This is a genomic window from Pectinatus brassicae, from assembly GCF_014201835.1.
Lineage (GTDB): Bacteria > Bacillota > Negativicutes > Selenomonadales > Selenomonadaceae > Pectinatus > Pectinatus brassicae.
The window spans coordinates 14,136-38,931 of sequence record NZ_JACHFH010000021.1 but is presented as its reverse complement, the minus strand read 5'-3'; the positions used below and the strand labels follow the sequence as shown (position 1 = coordinate 38,931).

The 24,796-nt window shown below is 37.1% G+C and carries 22 protein-coding genes; 21 read left to right on the top strand and 1 reads right to left on the bottom strand.

Annotated features, from left to right (window positions below):
- From HNR32_RS08960 to pyk, 11 genes are all read left to right on the top strand, one after another.
- Positions 1-780, top strand: coding sequence for a polysaccharide deacetylase family protein (locus tag HNR32_RS08960; protein WP_183861816.1), 780 nt, complete (start codon positions 1-3; stop codon positions 778-780).
- Positions 781-812: 32 nt separating this feature from the next.
- On the top strand, positions 813-2,009 hold the full coding sequence (locus HNR32_RS08955; RefSeq protein WP_183861814.1) for a copper amine oxidase: 1,197 nt from the start codon (positions 813-815) through the stop codon (positions 2,007-2,009).
- A 90-nt stretch (positions 2,010-2,099) separates the two neighbouring features.
- A complete protein-coding gene (gene scfA / locus HNR32_RS08950; RefSeq protein WP_183861812.1) occupies positions 2,100-2,243 on the top strand; it encodes a six-cysteine ranthipeptide SCIFF in 144 nt (47 codons plus the stop codon).
- Positions 2,244-2,314: 71 nt separating this feature from the next.
- Positions 2,315-3,676 (top strand): thioether cross-link-forming SCIFF peptide maturase, encoded by a 1,362-nt coding sequence (gene scfB / locus HNR32_RS08945; RefSeq protein WP_183861810.1) that lies wholly within the window; start codon positions 2,315-2,317, stop codon positions 3,674-3,676.
- Positions 3,677-3,971: 295 nt separating this feature from the next.
- A complete protein-coding gene (gene gap, locus HNR32_RS08940) occupies positions 3,972-4,988 on the top strand; it encodes a type I glyceraldehyde-3-phosphate dehydrogenase (protein ID WP_183861808.1) in 1,017 nt (338 codons plus the stop codon).
- 76 nt (positions 4,989-5,064) lie between these two features.
- Positions 5,065-6,249, top strand: a complete 1,185-nt coding sequence (locus HNR32_RS08935; RefSeq protein ID WP_183861806.1) for a phosphoglycerate kinase — start codon at positions 5,065-5,067, stop codon at positions 6,247-6,249.
- A 134-nt stretch (positions 6,250-6,383) separates the two neighbouring features.
- Positions 6,384-7,136: a triose-phosphate isomerase gene (gene tpiA, locus HNR32_RS08930; protein WP_183861804.1), complete on the top strand. Its 753-nt coding sequence runs from the start codon at positions 6,384-6,386 to the stop codon at positions 7,134-7,136.
- Positions 7,137-7,164: 28 nt separating this feature from the next.
- Complete coding sequence (gpmI, locus tag HNR32_RS08925) at positions 7,165-8,688, top strand: 2,3-bisphosphoglycerate-independent phosphoglycerate mutase (protein WP_183861802.1); 1,524 nt, start codon at positions 7,165-7,167, stop codon at positions 8,686-8,688.
- Positions 8,689-8,818: 130 nt separating this feature from the next.
- Positions 8,819-9,514, top strand: coding sequence for an iron-sulfur cluster assembly scaffold protein (locus tag HNR32_RS08920; protein ID WP_183861800.1), 696 nt, complete (start codon positions 8,819-8,821; stop codon positions 9,512-9,514).
- Between the two features lie 29 nt (positions 9,515-9,543).
- Positions 9,544-10,542: a GGGtGRT protein gene (locus tag HNR32_RS08915; RefSeq protein WP_183861798.1), complete on the top strand. Its 999-nt coding sequence runs from the start codon at positions 9,544-9,546 to the stop codon at positions 10,540-10,542.
- Positions 10,543-10,949: 407 nt separating this feature from the next.
- On the top strand, positions 10,950-12,365 hold the full coding sequence (gene pyk / locus HNR32_RS08910) for a pyruvate kinase (RefSeq protein WP_183861796.1): 1,416 nt from the start codon (positions 10,950-10,952) through the stop codon (positions 12,363-12,365).
- Positions 12,366-12,508: 143 nt separating this feature from the next.
- Here the strand turns inward: pyk and htpG are convergent, their stop codons facing one another.
- Entirely contained in the window at positions 12,509-14,467 is a 1,959-nt protein-coding gene (gene htpG / locus HNR32_RS08905) for a molecular chaperone HtpG (protein WP_183861794.1), read from the bottom strand.
- A gap of 309 nt (positions 14,468-14,776) precedes the next feature.
- Between htpG and HNR32_RS08900 the strand changes: the two genes are divergently transcribed.
- The 10 genes from HNR32_RS08900 (at position 14,777) to HNR32_RS08855 (ending at position 24,794) form a co-directional block, all read left to right on the top strand.
- Positions 14,777-16,453 (top strand): phosphoethanolamine transferase family protein, encoded by a 1,677-nt coding sequence (locus HNR32_RS08900; RefSeq protein ID WP_183861792.1) that lies wholly within the window; start codon positions 14,777-14,779, stop codon positions 16,451-16,453.
- 163 nt (positions 16,454-16,616) lie between these two features.
- Positions 16,617-17,069, top strand: a complete 453-nt coding sequence (locus HNR32_RS08895; protein ID WP_183861790.1) for a dCTP deaminase/dUTPase family protein — start codon at positions 16,617-16,619, stop codon at positions 17,067-17,069.
- A 15-nt stretch (positions 17,070-17,084) separates the two neighbouring features.
- On the top strand, positions 17,085-18,419 hold the full coding sequence (locus HNR32_RS08890; protein WP_183861842.1) for a replication-associated recombination protein A: 1,335 nt from the start codon (positions 17,085-17,087) through the stop codon (positions 18,417-18,419).
- Between the two features lie 111 nt (positions 18,420-18,530).
- Complete coding sequence (locus HNR32_RS08885) at positions 18,531-18,995, top strand: RrF2 family transcriptional regulator (protein ID WP_183861788.1); 465 nt, start codon at positions 18,531-18,533, stop codon at positions 18,993-18,995.
- Positions 18,996-19,115: 120 nt separating this feature from the next.
- Entirely contained in the window at positions 19,116-20,204 is a 1,089-nt protein-coding gene (gene mnmA / locus HNR32_RS08880) for a tRNA 2-thiouridine(34) synthase MnmA (protein ID WP_183861786.1), read from the top strand.
- 305 nt (positions 20,205-20,509) lie between these two features.
- Entirely contained in the window at positions 20,510-20,722 is a 213-nt protein-coding gene (locus HNR32_RS08875) for a HutD family protein (protein ID WP_183861784.1), read from the top strand.
- Between the two features lie 40 nt (positions 20,723-20,762).
- Positions 20,763-21,077 (top strand): HutD family protein, encoded by a 315-nt coding sequence (locus HNR32_RS08870; RefSeq protein WP_221300595.1) that lies wholly within the window; start codon positions 20,763-20,765, stop codon positions 21,075-21,077.
- A 59-nt stretch (positions 21,078-21,136) separates the two neighbouring features.
- A complete protein-coding gene (locus HNR32_RS08865) occupies positions 21,137-21,997 on the top strand; it encodes a MurR/RpiR family transcriptional regulator (protein ID WP_183861782.1) in 861 nt (286 codons plus the stop codon).
- Between the two features lie 182 nt (positions 21,998-22,179).
- On the top strand, positions 22,180-23,454 hold the full coding sequence (locus HNR32_RS08860; RefSeq protein ID WP_183861780.1) for a Zn-dependent hydrolase: 1,275 nt from the start codon (positions 22,180-22,182) through the stop codon (positions 23,452-23,454).
- A gap of 2 nt (positions 23,455-23,456) precedes the next feature.
- Positions 23,457-24,794: an amidohydrolase family protein gene (locus HNR32_RS08855; protein WP_183861778.1), complete on the top strand. Its 1,338-nt coding sequence runs from the start codon at positions 23,457-23,459 to the stop codon at positions 24,792-24,794.
- Positions 24,795-24,796 lie beyond the last annotated feature (2 nt).

The window sequence follows — 24,796 nt, the reverse complement described above, 5'->3', positions numbered from 1 at the left end:
ATGAAATACTATAAAATTACTGCGATTATTAGTATATTAATATTAATAATCGCTGGTTTTTGTTTTTATATCTACCAAAAGCCTTCTAATGGCCTTTTAATCCTTGAATATCACAAGGTTAATGACATTGATAATGATGAATATACCATTCCTGTAAAAGATTTTACTGCCCAGTTGGATTATTTATCAGCTGAAGGTTATACTACAATCTCATTAATGGACTTTATCCACGCCAAAAAATATGGTGAAAAGCTGCCCGCAAAACCGATTATACTTACATTTGACGATGGCTATGAAGATAACTTTACCAACGTTGCTCCGATCGTTAATAAACATAATATGAAAGCTACTTTTTTTATTATCGGTAACTACATAAATAAAAAGGACTATATAAACTGGGCACAACTAAAACAACTGCAAAACGATAATATTGAAATTGGCTGTCATACCGCCAATCATCTGCCATTAACGACTTTATCGGCGGCACAGATTCAAAATGAAGTAAAATTATCGAAACTTTTAATGGAATGGAACGGGTTAAAAACCATCTTTTTCTTTTCTTATCCTAATGGCATGTATAACAACACTGCGATACAGGCACTGCAGCAAAACAATTATCTGGCTGCTGTTACCGGCGATCCCGGATTAAATACTTTTAGCACTAATCCTTATCTATTACAAAGGACCTATATTCCCCGTGAAAGATTTTCGCTGTTAGGTCTGAAGCTGCGTATACTTAAAAGCAAGCTTTTTTACTATTTTCATATAAATCAGCACTAAACCATTAAATAAATACAAATTTGTGAGGACAAATGAAACATTTTACACGAATATTAGCATTAGTATTTTTATTATCAACAATAATTTTTTCCGTTACTAGCCCGCTTGTACAAGCACGACATCATGAGGAAGAAAACAATACCATCAACAAAACCCCTGGAATAGCTTCATCACCAATACCTGCTGATACAACTGACAATACTACATCCAACGCGGCTAATCAGCTGCCCAATAATGATTTTAAAAACAATATTTCTCAAATGAAAAAATGGCCCATAGAACGAATTGATAAAGGCGGTACTTTAATATTTTCTGACAGCCCGGAAACCGTCTATAATGATGGAATTTTATATGAGGATACTGTCGAAGGCAATGGGCGCCTTTATTATTATCATGTAAATGGCACCACTGCCAGCAAAAAAGTCGTTGTCATGTTAAAAAACATGGATGATAAAAATGTTAATTTTGATATTTCCCGCTCAGCCAATGCAGGTCCTAGTGCGGATTATCTCTATGTTGGCAAGATGTCACAAGTCCGTTATTTTGGTTATCAGGTGCCTGAAAATATCAATTTATTCCAAGGCCAGTCAAAAATTCTTGATACTAAAGCCGGCAATATGGTAATAAAAAAAGACCAGCTGGTCTGCGGTATTTATGATTTTAAAACAAACGGCAAAGTTAAAATTACCGTAGCCATGATGCCAATATATGAAAATCCGCAGACATTTTTAAAAACGGCCCATTATCTGCCAACCGACAGCAGTCGTCTGCGCGGCACTTTTAGTAATATGGACAGAATCCTGCGCAGTAAAAAAGCTTATAACCCAGAAAAAGACGGCACTGTTTATTTTCGTGTTGCCGATGACAATGATGATAAATATTTAACAGGAATCGACGCCACTGATGGCAGTCAGGTCAAAAATTATGGCAATTATGGTGTTTTGTATTATTTTGATTTGCCCGTTGTCGGCATGCAGAAGGCTCATTATTATTTACAGCCATTAGGCGGTGTATACGCTGGTGCCGTAGCCGCCAAAATGAATAACGAGCGTTCTTTAAGTGTTTTTCCTACTCCGGCTGAACGTTCCTTCTTCGGTGAAAATTCCTTGCAGACATATTTTGCTGATTTAGGGACGTATGGACGCAATGATAATTTTTATTTGCAGTATTCTCCACCGGGAGCTTCTAACTTACCGGTAAATATTATTATGATGCCAGCAGAAAATTAAATAAATTCATTATAAATGTTGCCACTACGGCAAAAAAATTATACAATATATATTGTATTAATTTATTGGTATATTAAGGAGGACTTTTTTATGAAACATATTAAAACTATCAACAAACCATATTTACAAAGCACTTTAAAAACTGGTGGCTGCGGCGAATGCCAGGCTTCCTGCCAATCTGCCTGCAAAACTTCCTGCACAGTAGGCAACCAGGTTTGTGAAAAAAGAAAATAATCTTATATAGTCTAAAAAGAGGCTGTTTATACAGCCTTTTTTTAATGTAAAGAAAGGATCTTATTTATAAAATGGATGTAAATATTCATAAATTCCGTTATAAGGATTTATATTTTTTATTAGATGTAAATAGTGGTACAGTCCATGTTATTGATAAAATTATCTACGATATAATGGATAGTTTCGCCGGTAATAATGATGCTGCTGTAATCAGCCAGCTGTCTGCTGATTACAAGCAGGCTGATTTACAAGAAGCACTCGATGAATTACATAAACTTATCGATATGGGACAATTATTTGCTCCTAATATTGAAATACCTCCCGTGTTTGCTGATAAAGGTCTTGTAAAATCAATGTGTCTGCTTGTTGCCCAAGACTGCAACATGCGCTGCAAATATTGCTTTGCTGATGCTGGCGAATATGGGGATGCCGATAAAACGCTTATGAGTAAAGAAGTCGGCGAAGCAGCCGTAGAATATATCATTAAGCATAGCGGCAAAAGAAAACACTGTGAAATAGATTTCTTTGGCGGCGAACCACTCGTTAATTTATCTGTGGTTAAGCATATAACTGCTTATGTGAGAAAAAGAGAACAAGAAACGGGAAAAATTTTCAAGCTCACTTTAACTACCAATGGTTTGGCCTTAAATGACGATAGTATCGCCTTTTTAAATGATAACAATATCAGTGTTGTCATCAGTCTTGACGGCCGCAAAGAAACACATGACCGTATACGCCCTGATGCTGGCGGCAATGGCACTTATGATAGAATTGTACCTAAATTCAAGAAATTGCTTGCCGGTCGCAATAATGAAAATTATTATATGCGCGGCACTTATACGAAATATGATCTTGATTTCACCAAAGATGTTTTATCTATGGCGGATGAAGGCTTTGATATATTATCCATGGAACCGGTTGTCACTAAAGGTGATGTCCCCTATGCTATTACCGAAGCTGATTTACCAGAGATATTTGCTGAGTATGATCGCTTGGTTGAAGCCTATATGCAGCGCCGCCGCGCTGGCAAAGGCTTCTTCTTCTTCCATTTCAATGTTGACTTAAATGATGGCCCATGTGTGGCCAAAAAATTAAGTGGTTGCGGTGCCGGTCACGAATATTATGCTGTTTCCGCACACGGTGACCTTTATCCTTGTCATCAGTTTGTTGGCCGTGATAAATATTTACTCGGTAATGTTTTTGATGGCGTCAAAAACACCGAAATGCCAAATCATTTCAGAAACTGTCACGTTTTGAATAAAGAACTCTGCCGTGAATGCTGGGCTAGATTTTTCTGCAGCGGTGGCTGTCATGCTAATGCCGATTTATTCAACAACGATATCTATAAACCATATGAATTAGGCTGTGAACTGCAGAAAAAACGTTTAGAATCAGCAATTGTAGTTCAAGCTATTAACGCTATGGAAGATTAATTTATATTATTTTTTATTATGATTTTTATATAAAACAATAGTCATATTTTATAGTCAAAAGATTATTATTTTAAGCAAAATAACAGCTATTTCTATTTGTAAGTAAAACCGTTGACAAATAACACGTTTTTATTGTATCATAAATGGTAGTAAAGCTAGTAAGTAGCTTAATTTAATACTATTAAGTCGTTTGCCTGAATAAGACTGTCATATGTTTTGATAGTACGGTTATTCAGTGAACATATTCTGGATTTTTCCGGAAAACTTTTTTTAATTTTTAGGGGGTATTTTTACAATGGCAGTTAAAGTTGCTATTAATGGTTTTGGTCGTATTGGCCGTCTCGCTTTCAGACAAATGTTCGATGCAGAAGGATATGAAGTTGTTGCTATCAATGACTTAACAAGTCCTAAAATGCTTGCACATCTTCTGAAATATGATTCTTCACAGGGCAGATATCAATATGGTGATACTGTAGAAGCAGGCGAAGATTCTATAACCGTAAAAGGTAAAAAAATCACAATCTATGCTAAACCAAATCCTGAAGAATTACCTTGGGGAGATCTTGATGTAGACGTAGTACTTGAATGTACTGGTTTCTTTACTTCCAAAGAAAAAGCTACTGCTCATATTAAAGCAGGCGCTAAAAAAGTTGTTATCTCCGCTCCAGCAGGTAATGACCTTCCTACCGTTGTATACAACGTAAACCATGATGTATTAAAAGCAAGTGATACTGTTATTTCCGCAGCATCTTGCACCACTAACTGCTTAGCTCCTATGGCTAACGCATTAAACAAATTAGCTCCTATCCAAAGCGGTATCATGTCCACAATTCATGCTTACACTGGCGACCAGATGACTCTTGATGGCCCACAGCGTAAAGGCGACCTTCGTCGTTCCCGTGCTGCTGCTGTTAACATTGTTCCTAACAGCACCGGTGCTGCAAAAGCTATCGGACTTGTTATCCCTGAATTGAACGGCAAACTTATCGGTTCTGCACAGCGCGTTCCTACCCCTACCGGCTCAACCACTATCTTAGTAGCTGTAGTAAAAGGCAAAGTAACTGTTGATCAAATCAACGCTGCTATGAAAGCTGCTGCAACTGAATCCTTCGGTTATACTGAAGAAGAACTCGTATCCAGTGATATTGTTGGTATCAGATTCGGTTCTTTATTTGATGCTACCCAGACCATGGTTGCTCAGATGGAAGACGGCAATACTCAGGTACAGGTTGTTTCTTGGTATGATAATGAAAACAGCTATACCAGCCAAATGGTTCGTACAATCAAATACTTCGCTGAATTATCGAAGTAATATTTGTTCGGCCTTGAGCCTATAGTGAGGTCCGGCCTTAATAGGCCGGACTTATTTTATACTGCGGGGGATTATAATGAATAAAAAAAGTATTAAAGATATTAATGTAAACGGCAAAAAAGTATTCATCCGCGTTGATTTTAACGTACCTATGGATGAAAATCAAAATATTACCAACGACAAAAGAATTCGTGCTACCCTTCCTACATTGAACTATTTGTTGGAAAACAACGCTGCACTTATCCTTGCTTGTCATGTTGGTCGTCCAAAAGGCGAAAGAGTTCCTGAACTTTCCGTAAAACCTATCGTAAAAAGACTTTCCGAACTTTTAGGCAAAGAAGTAAAATATGCAGAAGACTGCGTAGGCGCTCCAGCTGAAAAAGCTGCTGCTGACTTAAAACCTGGTGAAGTTCTTTTATTAGAAAATCTTCGTTACCACAATGAAGAAACTAAAAATGATCCTGAATTTGCTAAACAGCTTGCATCTTTAGCTGATGTTGCAGTTGATGATGCATTTGGTGTTTCCCATAGAGCACATGCTTCCAATGTTGGTATTTCCCAATATGTTGAAGTTGTAAGCGGCTTCCTCGTAGAAAAAGAAATCAAATTCATTGGTCAGGCTCTTGCTGCTCCTGAAAAACCTTTTGTTGGCATTATCGGTGGAGCTAAAGTGTCCGATAAAATTGGTGTTATCTCCAATATGCTTGATAAAGTTGATACCCTGCTTATCGGTGGCGGTATGGCTTTCACTTTCTTAAAAGCTCAGGGCTTTGGCATCGGCAGTTCTCTTGTTGAAGATGACAAACTCGACTTAGCTAAAGAACTTCTTGCTAAAGCTAAAACTAAAAATGTAAATGTTATTTTACCAGTAGACGTTGTTGTTGCTGATAAATTTGCAGCTGATGCCAATAATAAAATTGTCGCAGCTGATAAAATTGAAGATGGCTGGATGGGTCTTGACTGTGGTCCTGAAACCTCTAAACTTAATGCTGCTGCATTAAAAGAAGCTAAAACTGTTGTTTGGAACGGACCTATGGGTGTATTTGAATTTGATGCATTTGCTAAAGGAACCGAAGAAGTTGCTAAAGCTGTTGCTGATTCTTCAGCCATCAGCATTGTCGGCGGCGGCGATTCCATCGCAGCATTAAAGAAAACTGGTCTTTCTGACAAAATCAGCCATATCTCCACTGGCGGCGGTGCTACATTGGAATTCCTCGAAGGAAAACCTATGCCTGGTATCGAAGCTATTGCTGATCTTTAATAAATATAATATTTCTAAATCAGCGGTGTCCTGATCATCTTTACATAAAGAAAGTTAGGCCCGCTTATTTAGCGTATAGATAATATTTTAATATCCATATAATAATTAAAAATTTAAAAAGGTGGTTTTTTATTATGCGTAAACCTGTAATTGCTGGTAACTGGAAAATGAACAACACTATTGCTGCTGGTACTGAATTAGTAAAAGAATTGGCTGCATTAGTAAAAGACAATACTAAAGTAGATATCGTTGTATGCCCTACTGCTACAGCTTTAGCTGCTGTAACTGCTGCTGCAAAAGGCACTAACATTCATGTAGGCGCACAAAATGTACATTGGGAAAAAAATGGTGCTTTCACCGGCGAACTTTCCACTGAAATGCTTACTGAAATCGGTGTTGAATATGTTGTTCTTGGTCATTCCGAACGTCGTGAATACTTCGGTGAAACTGATGAAGGAGTAAACAAACGTTCCATCGCTGCTCTTGCTGCTGGTCTTGTTCCTATCATCTGCTGCGGCGAAACCTTAGAAATTCGTGAAGCTGGCACAACCAACACCTTCGTAAAAGGTCAAATCGAAGCTGCTCTTAACAATATGAGTGCTGCTGATGTTGAAAAAGTTGTTATTGCTTACGAACCAATCTGGGCTATCGGTACCGGTAAAACTGCAACTTTTGAACAAGCTGAAGAAGTATGCGCTGTTATCCGCGAAACCATTGCTGCTAAATACGACCAGGTTACTGCTGACAAAGTTCGCATCCAGTACGGCGGAAGCGTAAAACCTACCACTATCGACGGTCTCATGGAAAAACCTAATGTTGATGGTGCTTTAGTTGGCGGTGCTTCCTTAAAAGCTGCTGATTTTGCTCGTATTGCAAATTTTAATTGATAATTAATTAAAAAGAGGTTATCTATCCATGTCAAAACTTAAACAACCAGTTGCACTTATAATAATGGATGGCTGGGGCATCGGTGACACCACTGATAGCAACAATGCTGTTTTAAAAGGAAAAACTCCTGTTATAAGCGGACTGTTAGAAACATATCCACATGCTCAATTACAATGTTCCGGTGAAGCAGTTGGTCTGCCTGACGGACAAATGGGGAATTCTGAAGTTGGTCATATGAACATCGGCGCAGGCCGCACTGTTTATCAGGAACTTACCCGTATAACCAAGGCTATTCGCGAAAAAACATTTTTTGCGAACCCTGTTTTCCTTGATACAATCAATAAAGTAAAAGCCGCTAATGGTGCCTTGCATCTTATGGGACTTTTATCTGATGGCGGTGTTCACAGTCATCAAAATCACTTATACGCCCTTTTAGAACTGGCTAAAAACGAAGGCATCAAAAAAGTTTATGTTCATGCATTCTTGGATGGACGTGATGTACCTCCATCCAGTGCTGCCGGCTATTTAGCTCAGCTGGAAGAAAAAATCAAAGAAATTGGCATTGGTCAGATAGCCACTATTTCCGGTCGTTACTATGCTATGGATCGCGATAAAAGATGGGATCGCGTTGAAAAAGCTTATAGCGCTATTGCTGTTGCTAAAGGCAATACTGCCGCTAGTTCTGCTGAAGCTATTAAAGCTTCTTATGCTGCTGAAAAAACTGATGAATTCGTTATCCCTACAGCTATTGGCGATTATAAAGGCATGAACAGCGGTGATGGTGCAATCTTCTTTAACTTCCGTCCTGACAGAGCACGTGAACTTACCCACGCTTTCACTAATCCTGCATTTGACGGCTTTAAACAAGTTGAAGGCTTAAGCTTATCATTTGCTATCATGACCCAGTACGAACAAGGCATCCATGCTGAAATTGCCTATAAGCCAGAAAGTCTTACCAATACTTTAGGCGAAGTAATTGCCAAAAATGGCTTAAAACAGTTACGTATTGCAGAAACAGAAAAATACGCTCATGTTACTTTCTTCTTCAATGGTGGTGTAGAAGCGCCATTAGAAGGTGAAGAACGTATTTTAGTTCCATCCCCTAAAGTAGCTACCTATGACTTACAGCCAGAAATGAGCGCTGTAGAAGTTACTGACAAAGTTGTTGAAGCCATAAAATCACAAAAATTTGATTTTATCATCTTAAACTATGCTAACGGTGATATGGTTGGTCATACCGGTATTTTATCAGCAGCTGTAAAAGCTGTTGAAACCGTTGATACCTGTGTAGGACGTTTTGTCGAAGCTATAAAATCTGTAAATGGAACTGTCTGCATCACTGCTGACCACGGCAATGCCGAAAAAATGCTTGATGCTGCTACCAATGAACCGTTTACAGCTCATACTACTAATCCTGTACCTTTCATTGTTGTTTCCGACGATGTCAAAGAAGTTCACGAAGGAGCATTATGTGATATTGCACCTACTCTTTTAAAACTTGCTGATATTGATGTCCCGGCTGAAATGACTGGTAAAGCTCTTATCGATTAATAGCAAAACTTAGACACTATCAAATTAAATATTATCTGTCAGGATATAACTACTGTCTATCTTGACAGATAATATAAATACAATATATTATTAGTAGTGGATTATTTTAGTAAAGAGAGGAATACAAGATATGATTTATTCAGAAGAAGTCAACAGCATGACCTGTGTTGCCAAAGGAATTGAAAATCATGGTCCGGCCCCAATTCCTGAAGAAGGCAAATGGGTACAATCAAAAGAAATTAAAGATATCAGCGGTCTTACTCATGGTGTTGGCTGGTGTGCTCCACAACAAGGTGCCTGCAAATTAACTTTAAATGTTAAAGACGGTATCATTCAGGAAGCTTTAGTTGAAACTATCGGTTGCTCCGGTATGACTCATTCAGCTGCTATGGCTTCAGAAATTTTACCAGGCAAAACTATTTTAGAAGCTCTTAACACTGACCTTGTTTGTGATGCAATTAACACCGCTATGCGTGAACTGTTCTTGCAAATTGTTTACGGTAGAACACAGACAGCATTTTCTGAAGGCGGTCTTCCTGTCGGTGCTGGTCTTGAAGATCTTGGTAAAGGTCTTAGAAGCCAGGTTGGTACAATGTATGGTACCCTCAAAAAAGGCCCTCGTTATTTAGAAATGGCTGAAGGCTATGTTACCAGAATCGCTTTAGACAAAGACGATACCATCATCGGTTATGAATTCGTTCATCTCGGCAAAATGATGGAAATGATTGGTAAAGGCATGGCTGCTCAGGAAGCTATGGACAAAGCAAAAGGTTCTTATGGCCGCTTTGCTGAAGCCGTAAAATATGTTGATCCACGTAAAGAATAATACAAAAGAACAGGAAGGATTGAACTAATATGGCATTATTTGAAAGTTATGAACGTCGTATTGACAAAATCAATAAAGTATTAACCGAATACGGCATTTCCTCTATAGAAGAAGCTAAAAAAATCTGCGATGACAAAGGCATTGACGTTGCTGAAATAGTAAAAAGCATTCAGCCAATTTGTTTTGAAAATGCATGTTGGGCTTATACTGTAGGCGCAGCTATCGCCATCAAAAATGGCCGCACTAAAGCTGCTGACGCTGCTAAAGATCTTGGTATCGGTTTACAATCTTTTTGTATCCCTGGTTCCGTTGCTGACCAAAGAAAAGTTGGTTTAGGCCATGGTAATCTTGCTTCCATGCTTTTATCTGAAGAAGCAAGCTGCTTTGCATTTCTTGCTGGTCATGAATCTTTTGCTGCTGCTGAAGGCGCTATCGGTATTGCTGGTAAAGCTAACCGCGTAAGAAAAAATCCTCTTCGCGTTATCTTAAATGGTCTTGGTAAAGATGCTGCTCAGATTATCTCCCGCATCAATGGTTTTACTTATGTACAAACCCAATATGATTATGCTACCGGCAAATTAAACGTTGTAAAAGAAGTTCCTTATTCTGATGGTATCCGCAGCGAAATCAAATGCTACGGTGCTGACAGCGTTCAAGAAGGTGTTGCTGTTATGCATAAAGAAGATGTTGATATCTCTATCACTGGTAACTCTACCAATCCTACAAGATTCCAACATCCAGTAGCAGGCTGCTACAAAAAAGAATGTAATGAAAACGGCAAAAAATACTTCTCCGTAGCTTCCGGTGGTGGTACTGGCCGCACCTTACATCCTGATAATATGGGCGCAGGTCCTGCTTCCTATGGTATGACTGATACTATGGGCCGTATGCACTCTGATGCTCAGTTTGCAGGTTCATCTTCCGTTCCGGCTCACGTTGAAATGATGGGTCTTATCGGTATGGGTAATAATCCAATGGTTGGTGCCAGCGTTGCTGTTGCCGTTGCTATTGAAGAACATATGAAATAATTTTTAAAAAGATGTATAGGTGCAAATTACCTATGCATCTTTTTTTATCGTTATAGAAAACGTTATCTATTATATGTTTTTACTATACATAAAATAAAAAATATATTCTCAATACACATTAGTAATATATTTTTTATTCATTAAGTTAATATTTTGTAAAAATATATCGTATTTGCTTGTTTCAAATGAAATAAATATATTTATCTAAAAAAATATTAAAATATATTTAGCATAAATATCATTCATAACAATTTTAGATTAATAGCATGTTAATCCTTATAATACAAGGTTATTTATATTTTTATTTATTATCTTCGATATACACTTTATATGTACTGAAATTTATGATACAATATACGTGCAGTATTAAAAATGGGAAGAAATATTTTAATTAGGTGGGGTTTTTAATGTTGAAAAAAACAAAAATTGTTTGTACAATGGGTCCTAATGTTGACAAAGATCCACAAATTCTTGAAGACATGATTAACAATGGAATGAACGTTGCTCGTTTCAATTTTTCTCATGGCAATTACGAAGAACATGGAAAACGTATTAATTTAGTAAAACAAACTGCTAAAAAATTAGGAAAAACTATTTCTTTAGTACTTGATACTAAAGGACCAGAAATGCGTCTTGGCGATTTTGCTGCTGGTAAAGTATTCTTGAAAAAAGATACTACTTTCACTATCACAAACTCTGACGAACCTGGTGATGAAACCCACGTTTCTGTCAACCACAAAAATCTTTATAAAGAAGTAAAACCTGGTAACATTCTTCTTCTTTCCGATGGTCTTGTAGGTCTTCGTGTTGAAGAAATCAAAGGTCAAGATATTGTTACTACAGTTCTTAATGACGGCCCTATGAGCACACGCAAACGTGCTGCTGCTCCTGGTGTTGCTCTTGGATTGCCTGCAATCTCTGAGCAAGATAGAAAAGATATCATTTTCGGTATCGAAAATGACATGGATTTCGTTGCTGCATCTTTCATCCAGCGTGCTGAAGATGTTCAAGAAATTCGTGCACTTATCAACGAACATAAAGGTCATATGGAAATCATTCCTAAAATCGAATGCGCTGAAGGTGTTAAAAATATCGATAGCATCATTGCTGCATCTGACGGCATAATGGTTGCTCGTGGTGACCTTGGTGTTGAAATTCCAGCTGAAGATGTTCCTCTTATCCAGAAAGAAATTATCAAAAAATGTAATAAAGTAGGTAAACCTGTTATTGTTGCTACCCAGATGCTTGAAACAATGACAACTAACCCACGCCCTACCCGCGCTGAAGTATCTGACGTAGCTAATGCTATCTTCGATGGTACTGATGCTATCATGCTTAGCGGTGAATCAGCTAATGGTGATTATCCTGTTGAAGCTGTTCAGGTTATGGATTCAATTGCAAAACGCGTTGAAGGTGCTCTTGAATACAAACATATCTTCATCAAAAAAGGTTTTGAACGTCAGGATGAAACCACTGATGTTGTTGCTCATGCAACTGTACAGATGGCTTATGAACTTGATGCAACTGCTATCATCACTCCTACCGAAAGCGGTTATACTGCTAAAGTAGTTTCCAAATATCGTCCTCAGGCTGCTATCGTAGCTTATACTCCTAACGAAAAAGTTGCTCGTCATTTAAACTTACGTTGGGGTGTAATGCCTATCGAAGGCAAAGATTGGGAAACTGTTGATGAAATGATTGCTAATACAACTTCTGCTGCTGCTGCACAGAATATTGTAAAACAAGGCGATAAAACTGTTATCACTTCCGGCATGAAACTTGCTGAAGGTAATACCAGCACAATTCGTGTTCATACCATCTGATAATATCATCAGATAATATTAAACGCTGAGATTTTTTCTTGGCGTTTTTTTATGCCTAAATTTAAACAAACAAAAACGCCGTAGTAAGCATTAATTGCTCACTACGGCGTTTTTATTTATTGCTCTATAGAATATATTATTTTTTATTTAGACATCAACGATGCTATTTTATTAGCTATTTCAGCTGGATTTTCCGGCAGCATGCCTTCAATCAATAATGCCTGCGTATATAATAATTCGCAGTAATCTTTAAACTGGGCATTATCTTTACCTTGTTCATGTACTGACTGCAAACGACCAAATAACTCATGGTGCGGATTAATTTCCAAAATACGTTTAGCTTTAAACATTGGATTATTAGCATCGGCAAAAGCCTGTTCCATGGTAAAGCTTGGACCTTGTTCATCAGCAACAAGACATACAGCACTTGATTTTAAACGGTTACTGATTTTAACATCAGCTACTTTTTCGCCTAAGCTTTCCTTGATGTCCTTAATCAGACCTTCGTTATTTTTAGCGATATCTTCGGTTTCTTTTTTTGTCTGCTGTGATTCAACATCATCCAGCCCTAAATCACCACGGCTGATGGAATGAAATTGTTTGCCTTCATATTCACGCAATGCTTCAATAGCAAATTCATCAACGTTATCGAGCAAGTATAATACTTCAATATTTTTTTCACGCAATAATTCCATCTGTGGCAGGCTGTCAATAGCTTTACGATCTTTACCGGCAGCATAGTAGATCTTCTTTTGGCTTTCCGGCATACGTTCAATATATTCTTTAAGAGACGCAAGTCCCTTATCTTCATTAGATGTTGCAAACAATAATAAATCTTTTAATTTGTTTATGGTATCGTTACCAGAGTACATACTGCCATAAACACCAATTTTTAAAGACTTACCAAATTCAGCCCAGAATTTTTCATATTTTTCACGATTGTTTTTGAGCATACGCTGTAATGTTTTTAAGATGCTGTTTTCCAGATTGCGGCCGATTATTTTTAATTCACGGCTTTGCTGCAATAATTCACGTGAAATATTAAGTGAAAAGTCAGGTGAATCAACAAGACCTTTAACAAAACGCAAATATTCCGGCAATAAATCCTTACAATTATCCATTATAAATACATGACGGGAATAAAGCTGCAAGCCTGGCTGATAATCAGTATGATATAAATTAAATGGGGCATGTGCCGGAAAAAATAATAACGAGGTATATTCGATTGTACCTTCGGCCTTATTATGCAATACTTCCATTGGCTCTTCCCATTCATGGAAAAGATTCTTATAGAATTCATTATATTCTTCGGCTTTAATGTCTGATTTATTTTTAGACCATAATGGCTGCATAGAATTAAGCGTACGGATTTCATCACGTTTAATTTTTTCTGCGCCTTCAATATCTTTACCTTCATCATCTTTTGGTGCTTCTTCAATGACAAAATTCATTTTTATTGGATAACGTACATAATCAGAGTACTTCTTGATTAATCCTTCCAATTTATATGTATCGGTAAAGTTTTCTTCAGCCTTATCGCCATAAAAATCAGCAGATAAAGTCAATGTAATTGTAGTACCACGTTTTTCCTTATCACATTCTTCAATAGTATAAGAACCATCACCAGCAGATTCCCATTTGAAGGCCTGTTTTTCGCCGGCTTTACGGGTTATAACAGTTATTTTTTCAGCAACCATAAATGCGGAATAAAAACCAACACCAAACTGACCAATAAGTTCCTTGCCAGAAATAGCATCATCATCTTTTTTCGCATCCATCATTCTCTGTAAAAATGCTTTAGTTCCCGATTTAGCAATTGTACCAATATTTTCGATAAGTTCATCACGAGTCATACCAATACCATTATCAGAAATAGATAAGGTGTGTGTATCAGCATCTGGAATTAAAAATATTTCATAACTGTCATCATTTTCCAACAAATCCTTATTGGTAAGACTTTCAAAATGTATTTTGTCAATAGCATCCGAAGCATTGGATACTAACTCACGTAAGAATATTTCACGATTTGTATAAATGGAATGAATCATTAAATCGAGTAATTGTTTTGTTTCTGCTTGAAATTCATGCGTTTCTCTAGGCATAGTTCAAACTCCTTCACCATAAATTTTCTTTATTAGCACTCCATATAAGTGAGTGCTAATAACTATGTTTACTATACAACGCTTTACGAAAAAAATCAATAGCCAGAGCTATTTCCCCTTATTGTTTTTAATAAAAACCTATTACTATCTACATTATTAATATATTTTCTTCCTATAAATATATTAATAAATAAAATAATATTTTATAAATACAATTAAAAAACTTGAAAAAAAAGATACCATAGTATATATTGTTAACAGATTAATGTTAACTTTTCATTAATTTTTTATTAATAAAGGAGTGTCGATGTGAAGTACCTGCAAAATACTTTAAGCAACAATTTTAAATTCATAATATTATTCTTTCTATTAAATTATTTAACAATGGGCTGGCAGCTTATCGATAAAAATAAAATAGATTTAGCCATTTATTATGGTTTTACTGTTTTTTTTATGTCATTTATAGCCGCAGCAATAATTTTCCTAATTCCCCTGCGTTTTGCTCAAAAAGTCATTAAATCCTTATGCCTTCTGATAAATATTGTTCCATTTATCATGGAAGCATTTATTATGCATACATATAATATTCTTATAAATGCCGGCGTCATCTGTTCTCTGCTGGAAACAACCACAGCTGAAGCCCGCGAATATATTACAATGTACATAGGCTTTAAGGGTCTGCTGGCAGCAATTATCATTGCCGCAGCTGTAGTATTAGTATTTCGCTTAAATATAATAAATAAAATAGCGGCAAATAACAAGGTAAAAAAATACTTTACTGTCATTTCTTTATCTGCTGGCATTATTTCAACCGGCATTATGTTTATTGGTTACAGCAGTTTCTTTTCCGATAATGATTTTCTTCCACTCCAACGTGTAGCATCAGCTATGAATGTTGCTGTAAAAAACAAGGAAGCCTATGAGCATTTAGAAGCTCAAGTCAACAGCAAAGAAAATATAAAAATCACTGAAAACAACAGTTCTATGAAAAATGTCGTCTTTATTTTAGGTGAAGCTACTAATCGCAACCATATGAATTTATATGGCTACTACCTGCCTAATACACCACATCTTGATGAACTCAATAAAAAAGGGGATATTGCTGTCTTTCGTGATGTTGTAAGCGCTCATTCCACAACAATTGCTTCCCTAAGCAAAGTATTTACATTTTGCCATCATGAATCAAGTAAACCTTGGTATAATTACAACAATTTAATTGATGTAATGAATGCTGCTGGTTATAAAACTTATTGGCTGTCTAACCAGGAAAGTTCAGGAATTTGGGGCAGTGTAGCCCATGTTTTTGCCGACCACAGTACAGAACATGTCTTCACTAAATTACGTGATTCACATGAAGATTATGGCATTGTCGATGGTAATCTTTTCCCTTTGATTGACAAAGCTATTGCTGACCGCAGCGATAAAAAGAATTTTTATGTTTTCCATTTGATGGGCTGTCATGCTTTATATTATAATAGATTCCCATATTCGTTCAGTAAATTCAGTAAAGATGACATTCGGCTGCCGCTTACCGACAGACAAAAGACAATTGTTGCTCAATATGACAATGCCATTCTTTATAATGATTATATTGTTACTAATATTTTTGCTAAATTTCGTGACATGGAGGCAATTGTAATTTATATGCCTGACCATAGTGAAGCTATTTACGACGAAGGCGACACAGTAGCTGGCCATTTTGAAGGCAATGCCAACCGCCATATGATTGAAATACCATTTATTATCTGGGCATCTGACAAATGGAAAGCCCGTTATCCAAAGGAATGGGCACAGATAAAAAAATCAGTCAATAATCCTTATATGACTGACGATATGATTCATACAGTACTCGATATTGTTGGTGTTAAAACGCCGGAATTCGATGCTACCAGAAGCATTGTCAATCCACTATTTAATCCTAATCGCCCGCGTATATTCAATGACAAAAATTATGATACCCAAATAAAAAATGCTGTCACTAATTAATGAATAATCGCTGTTCAAAGCTGCTAAGCTATATGAGTTTAGCAGCTTTTTTATGATATATATTATAAAAATATATGTATTTGCTATTACGATAATAATCAATTATAATGTATAGGAAAGTACTTATATTTATGAAATGAAGATTATTTGCAGGAGGAACTACATGCGAAATCGTGGATTTGAAGTAATAAATTCTTATAAAGATAAAAATATTTCTCTGCCAGAAAGAAAAACCAGCAAAAGTGCCGGCTATGATATTGAAGCAGCCGCCGATGCTATTTTAAAACCTGGTAAAGTTACCATTATTCCCACCGGCCTAAAGGCTTATATGAATGATGATGAGTATCTTGGACTACATATGCGTTCAGGTATGTCTGTAAAGAACGCCTTGTCTTTTATAAACAGCCAAGGAATAATCGATGCTGATTATTACAATAACAGTGACAATGAAGGTCATATTATGCTGGGAATTATAAATCATGGCCAGGAAGATTTCATTATAAAAAAAGGAACCCGTGTTGCCCAAGGTATTTTTTATAAATATCTTATGATTGATGGCGATAACAACAATAAAGGTCAAATTCGTCAGGGCGGTATTGGTTCTACCGGGGTGTAAAAACAAATGGAAAGCATGGATTTATTCAGCAGTGCTGCCCAAAATCAAGAAAAGACAGCAGGTATTAACAGCAATCGTCCTTTATCAGTCAGAATGCGTCCGCAAAATTTTGATGAATTCGTTGGACAAAATGAATCTGTCGGCAAAGGTCATTTTTTACGCTTAATGATTGAAAATGACACCATCCCTTCTTTAATTTTATTTGGTCCACCCGGCACTGGTAAAACTACTTTAGCTCAGATGATTGCCACCATGACTAAAAGTCACTTTAAACAAATAAACGCTGTATCTTCCGGTATCAGCGATATCAGAAAAATTGTTGATGAGGCCCAAGAGCAACGTAAATTTTATAATACTCGTACGATAATTTTTATCGATGAAATACATCGTTTCAATAAAAGCCAGCAGGATATATTACTGCCTTATGTAGAAGATGGTCGACTTATTTTAATCGGTGCTACGACCGAAAATCCTTATTTTGAGGTAAATCATGCCCTGCTCTCTCGTGTCCGCGTCATACGCCTGCAAGCATTAACTGATAATCAAATGATACAAATCATGCAGCAGGCACTAAATAATAAGGAACGAGGCTTAGGTGAGTATAATACTACTTGTGATACCAACTGCTTACAAATAATTGCGCAGGTATCCTCAGGCGATGCTCGTGTAGCTTTAAACTTATTAGAGCAATCAACGATTATTGCCCATGGCAGCAATACTGCTGTCACTGAAAAAATCTTACAGGATATCATCGGTGAAAAACTGCAGTCCTATGATAAACATGGCGATAATCATTATGATACTGTCTCAGCGTTTATAAAAAGTATGCGCGGCAGTGATCCTGACGCAGCCCTTCATTATTTAGCCAGAATGATTGCCTCAGGCGAAGATGTAAACTTTATTGCCCGCCGCATAGCCATATGTGCCGCCGAAGATGTGGGTAATGCCGACCCACAAGCTTTAATATTGGCTATGTCCACTGTTCAGGCTGTGCAGTTTCTTGGTATGCCTGAGGCTCGTATTCCATTGGCACAAGCCGTTACCTATATTGCCTGTGCACCAAAAAGCAACGCGGCCTATTTATCTATTGATAATGCTTTAGCTGATGTACGTCATAAAGACTGTGGGCCAATCCCGCCGCATTTACGCGACGCCCATTATAAAAGCGCCGCTAAACTCGGACATGGCATTGACTATAAATATGCCCACGACTATAATGACCATTTTGTTGTACAGCAGTATCTGCCTGATAAATTAATCGGACAAAAATATTATTATCCAACTGATAACGGCAGCGAAAAAACTTTAAAAGAATATCTAAATAATCATCAAAATACTTTGCATAATTGATATACTTACTGTTATAATAATATATAGTAATTTATATTATATCGCTATAAATTATTATATATAAATGCCGTAAATTTTAACTTTGACATATATGAATTGGAGTGAACTATCATGAAATTATCAACAAGAGGTCGTTATGGTGTAACAGCCATGTATGAACTGGCCTTAAATTATGGTAAAGGACCTTTATCACTACGTACTATCGCTGCTAAACAGGATATCTCAGATAATTATCTGGAGCAGCTTATCTGCTCATTGCGCAATGCCGGTCTTGTAAAAAGCACGCGTGGTGCCCAGGGCGGCTATGTATTAACTAAAGATCCTGCCCATATTACAATTGGTGACATTATCACCATCATGGAAGGGCCTATTGCTTTAGTAGACTGCCTGCTTAACGATGCTGATTCTAAAAGCCAGGTCTGCAAAAAGGCTGGCAAATGCGTTACCCGTGGCGTATGGGAACGTGTATGCCAAAGTATTAGCGATGTTCTTGATTCCATCACTTTAGCTGATTTATGTAAAAACAACGGTCAGCCTACCATAACGGTAGCCCCGCCCGAAGCAAAAGAAGCATAAGTGTTAAAAGTTGCAGGAATATAATTATTCCTGCAACAACTATATTAATACGGTAAAATTAACTTGGTCTATTATGTATTCCAACTATTTTACTAATATATTTATTGCAAGGTGAAAATTATGTCCAACAAAAAAACGGTTGCTGTCGCTATGAGTGGCGGCGTCGACAGCTCCACAACTGCTGCGCTCTTATTAGAACAAGGCTACAATGTTTTTGGTGTAACCATGGTTTTAAGTGATGAAGGCCGCGGTTTTTCCAAAGAAGACAGTTATGAAAATCTAAGCTCCGTGCACGATGCCCGCATAGTTTGTGAACAGCTAAAAATAAAGCATTACGTCCTTGATTTTAAGGATGTATTTAAACAGGAAGTAACTGATTATTTTGTTAACGAATATTTAGCAGCACATACACCTAATCCTTGTGTTCGCTGCAATCATTATATAAAATTTGGTCGTCTATTGAAAGAATGTCTGGCACTCGGAGCCGATTTAATGGCTACTGGTCATTATGTAAGCATTGATAAAAATGATGCCGGCCGCTATCTGATAAAACGTGCCGCCGATACCCATAAAGATCAGTCCTATGTATTATACCATCTTCAACAGGATGCCCTAAAACATATTATTTTTCCATTAAGTTCTTTCAGTAAACCGGAAATTCGTGAAAAAGCCAAGGCCTATAATCTACCTGTTGCCAATAAAAAAGAAAGTCAGGAAATATGTTTCATCCCTAACGATGATTATAAAACATATCTTAAAAACCACACTGATATGAAATTCAAAGCTGGCAATATTGTAGACACCAACGGTAATATCTTAGGCCGTCATAACGGTTTATCGCTATATACTATTGGACAAAGAAAAGGCTTGGGTATTGCTGCTCCCGAACCATTATATGTCATAGAATTAAACACTGAAAAAAACCAGGTAATCGTGGGCAGCAATAATCAGGTATATTCCAAGGGGCTTACTGCCAAAAATCTGAATTGGATTCCATTTGATGGCATTTCCGCGCCATTAAAAACCACTGCCCAAATCCGCTATGGTAAAAACACTTTTTCTGCTACGGTTATCCCACAGGAAAATAATACTGCCACAGTTATGTTTGATGAACCGCAACGAGCTGTCACCCCTGGTCAATCAGTGGTATTTTACGACAATAATATATTGCTGGGCGGCGGCATTATTGAACAAGCTATCCGTGACTAAATAATCTTGACATTTTTTCTATTTACTTTTATACTTGTTACAAGCAATGGCGCTTATCAAAGTGGTAAGTGCTTTTTGTCTGTTTATTCGTAAACCAATCGTTATTATTGTTTAAACTAATTGGCGAAAATATACCAGCTGTACATTTTTTTACTATTTATATGTTTTTTATTCCAGCCTTTATGTTCTGCTGAATATTTATTTTGTCATCCTTGCACCAGATTATCTTACTCATCGGATAAACACTCAGTAACAGGCTTTTATTACAAGGAAGAAATTTTATAAATAAGGTGGTAACAATTACAATGGCTGTAAATATAATATCAGCAACTGACACTGCAACAACTGATTGGAGCGGTGGACAAACGACTCAATTATATATATCTCCCCAAGATGCTGACTATAAAAAAAGAACTTTTAAACTGCGTTTAAGTTCAGCAACTGTAACGGCAGATAAATCTGCTTTTACTAAACTAAAAAATATTGACCGTATCTTAATGACCTTACAATCAAATTGAACTTGAACACGACGGACAGGAAAAAATCACGATTGAGCCATTGAAAGCTCATTATTTCAGTGGTGATTCCGCTACTGTCAGCTATGGCTGCTGTCAGGATTTTAATGTTATGCTTAAACACGGCTCATATAAAAAAGCTGAGCTGTTTTTTAATGAAGCTGGACAGTTTGATTTGTATCCTGATACCGATGAATGTTTTTTATATGTATATACAGGCAGCTACCATATAATAAATAAAGAAGACACCTGCAATATTAATGCTGGTGACCTTATGCATTTAACAGATTTTTCTGCTGTTAAGGTAATACGCAGCAGTCTCGACGCGAAAATGATTGTTTTTAAATTAAATTGGTAATTATATATTTTACAGTAATATTCCATTAATCAATTACACTATAATCAGAGGAAGTATATATGGGAAAAAATATCGAGACTTTTGAACAATTGACAATTATGCTCAAATATGTTGCCGACAGTTCACCAACATATAAAAAAATTGCCATATATATAAATGACAATTATTTGCAGATAGTCTTTATGACTACCAATGAACTAGCCGAACAGGTTGGTGTCAGCCAAGGCAGTATTTCCCGTTTTTTTATGGCACTGGGGTACAGAGGCTATAATGATTTTCTGCAAAATCTACAAAATATTGTAAGCAAGGAACTTACTGCTCCTAAAAGATTACAGTTCAGTGAAGAGCACAGCATTAAGGGCAAATACATGCATTCTATATTTGATAACGAGCTGGCCAATATGGAAAAACTCGGTACTATTATCGAAACTCCCGCTTACCAGCAGTTAGTCAATATAATAGCTGATAATAAACCTTTAATATTGCTGTCCGCACGAATGTCAGCAACAATTGTCCCCTATATTTCCTATATTCTGCACAAAATGCGCAATGATGTTTCCTCTTACACACCCGCTTCACCACAATGGGATACTATAGAATTACTTAATCCGGAAAAAGTAAATATTATAACGGTAATGTTTCCCCGTTATCCACGTCTTTTAGTCGAAAAAGCTCAACGACTGCATAAAAAGGGCTTTAACATTTATGGCATCACCGACAGTGAATTTTCACCGCTTATTGAATGCAGTAAACAAGCTGTATGTGTTCCTCTTACAGTTTCTTCAATTTTCGATATATACAGTACACCAATGATATTTCTAAATATTTTATTACGTGATGCCGCCCAAAAACTACCAGCTATTTCTGAGCGTATGGAAGCTGTTGAAAGGGCCGAATTAGAAAATAATGTTTACTATTGACAATTTATAATGTTTATATTGGTAGAGAGCAATGGTGCTTTATTCTTTTTAGGATAAAGTGCCTTTTTTTATATCTTTTTCTGAATGATTTTTTCATTATATTTTTATTATGAATGAACTCATTTAGTATTATATTTATTTCCACCTATAAAATATTATCCTTATGCAGGAGATGATAGTTTATGACCGAAAAACAATTAGAAAGTAAAAACATATTGATCAATTCTACACGTTTAATGAACCGTTTTAATAAAATTTCACAAATAGGCCTAAACCCATTAACTGGTGGCATTGAAAGGCAACTGGGAACACCTGGTGATAAAGCCGCCCGTAGCTGGCTTAAAGATATATGGCAAAAGGAACTGCATTTAAATGTTTATACTGATGCCATTGCTAATTTATGGGGAACTTATGGTAAACATCTGGAAAATAAGCCTATCGTATTTGGCTCACATCATGACAGTGTTCCTAATGGAGGAAAGTACGATGGTGCTTTAGGAGTAATAATCGCTATGGAAGCTATGCAAACAATAAAAGAAAATAATATTATCACACGCCATCCCTTGGAAATTATTTCTTTTACGGGTGAAGAGCCCAACACTTATTCCGTATCAACCCTTGGCAGTAAAGTTTTATGTGGCCGCTTAAATAAAGATGATATCTTTAAACTCAGCGATTGTTATACAAAAAAAACCTTAGCCTCAACAATTGATTACCTTGGCGGCAATAGCGAAAAAATTAATGAAGCCCGCTTAAGCCGCGATCGCATTACTGCTTTTCTGGAATTTCATATTGAGCAGGGACAGCGGCTGTTTAAAAAGAATCAGTCTGTTGCTGCCGTTAGCTGTATAACCGGTATTTATCGCGAAATCATTACAATTATTGGTGAAGCTAACCATGCTGGTACAACGGAAGCAGCCGACAGACGCGATGCTTTATGTGGTGCTGCTGAACTCTGCCTAGCTATAGAAGGGATCATGCGTGAATGTAACAACCTATCTGTAACGGTAGGCAAAATAACCGTCGAGCCTAATTCATCAAATATCATTCCTGGACAGGTTGTTCTGACACTTGATATGCGTACGGCCTATCCTGATGAAAAAAAGAAAGCTTTAACTTTATTAACAAAATTCACTCAGCAAATAAGTGCTGAACGTCATATTAAAATACAACGTGAATTAAATCTGGACCAATCAGAAATGCCTATGTCTGAAAACATAATAAACAGTATATTACAGGCATCAGTTCTTGAAAATCAACCGGCTGTAAAATTAGTGAGTATGGCCGGTCATGACGCTGCCAATATGGCCCGTCTTACAAAGTCCGGCATGTTGTTTGCCCCTAGTGTCGATGGCTTCAGCCATTGTCCACAGGAATATACACATCCTGAAGATATTGCGATTGCCGCTCAGGTTTATCTTGATACCTTACTTATTTTAGACAAGGAGCTCAATTAATTATGCCCATCAAAATCATACAAGCCGCCGCCTTTTTTATCGATAATACTCTGCAAGAAAATATTGCTGCAGCCATTGATACTCATAGCGGTGATATCAAGGAAATTGCTTCGCCTGATATATTATTAAAAAAATATTCTGCTTCCCCAAAAGAAAACTGGGGCGATTTAGTAATCGTTCCCGGCAGCGTCAATGCCCATAATCACAGCTTTCAAAGTCTGCTGCGCGGCATAGCTGCCGACAGACCATTTCTCGAATGGCGCGATAACTCATTATATAAATATTCACCGCGTATGCGTTTAGATGATATTTATAGTGGTGCTTTATTTGCCTTTACTGAAATGATGAAATGTGGTGCTACTACTGTATCAGATTTTTTCTACCTGCATCAATTTGGCAGCGAAAGTGATGAGGCTGTTGTGCAGGCTGCTAAAGACTGCGGTATCAGGCTCGTCCTTGCCAGTACAATGTACGATTGGGATGGAGCGCCGGCTGGTTATGTAGAAAATGTTGCCGCAGCTGTAGAACGTACCGAAAAACTTATGAAAAAATATTCCGGCGGCATGACTAAGGTTATTCCCGCCCCGCATAGTCTGCACGCGGCATCGCCTGATATGATAAAAGCAGGTCATAAACTGGCCAAAAAATATAATACCCCCTATCATATTCATGTTGCCGAAGAAATGTTCGAAGTTGAACAAGTGCAAAAAGAACATCATACAACTCCACTAGCCTATCTGGACAGTCTTAATGTTGTTGATAAGCATATGTCAATAATCCATGGTGTCTGGCTCAATGAAAACGAAATAAAAACAATGGGCGAAAAAGGGGCCCACCTTATTTATTGCCCATCCAGTAATATGTTTTTAGCCGATGGTATTTCTGATATTCCATGTTATTTACAAAATAATGTTCCCATTGCGCTTGGCAGTGATGGGGCCTGTGGGAACAACCGCATCAGCGTATTTGAAGAAATGCGCATGGTATCAATACTGCAAAAAGCAAAGACTTGTGATGCCCTTTGTGTCAATTATAATGATGCCTTTACAATGGGAACCAGTAATGGTGCTATTGTTTTAGACCTGCCAATTGGAAAAATAGCCGCCGGCTGTAAAGCTGACTTTGTCGGTATATCAATCTCTGATTTTTCCATGCAGCCTTTAACCCAAAAAGGCCAGCAATTTTTGCCTAATCTTATATACTCTATGCAGCCAACTGCCATTAAGCGGGTAGCTGTAAATGGTCAGACTACTGTAATCAATAACACCCTTACCAATATAGCTGATAAACGTGTACTTGATTTAGTGCATTCCACCATGCAACATTTGGAAAAAGATTAATT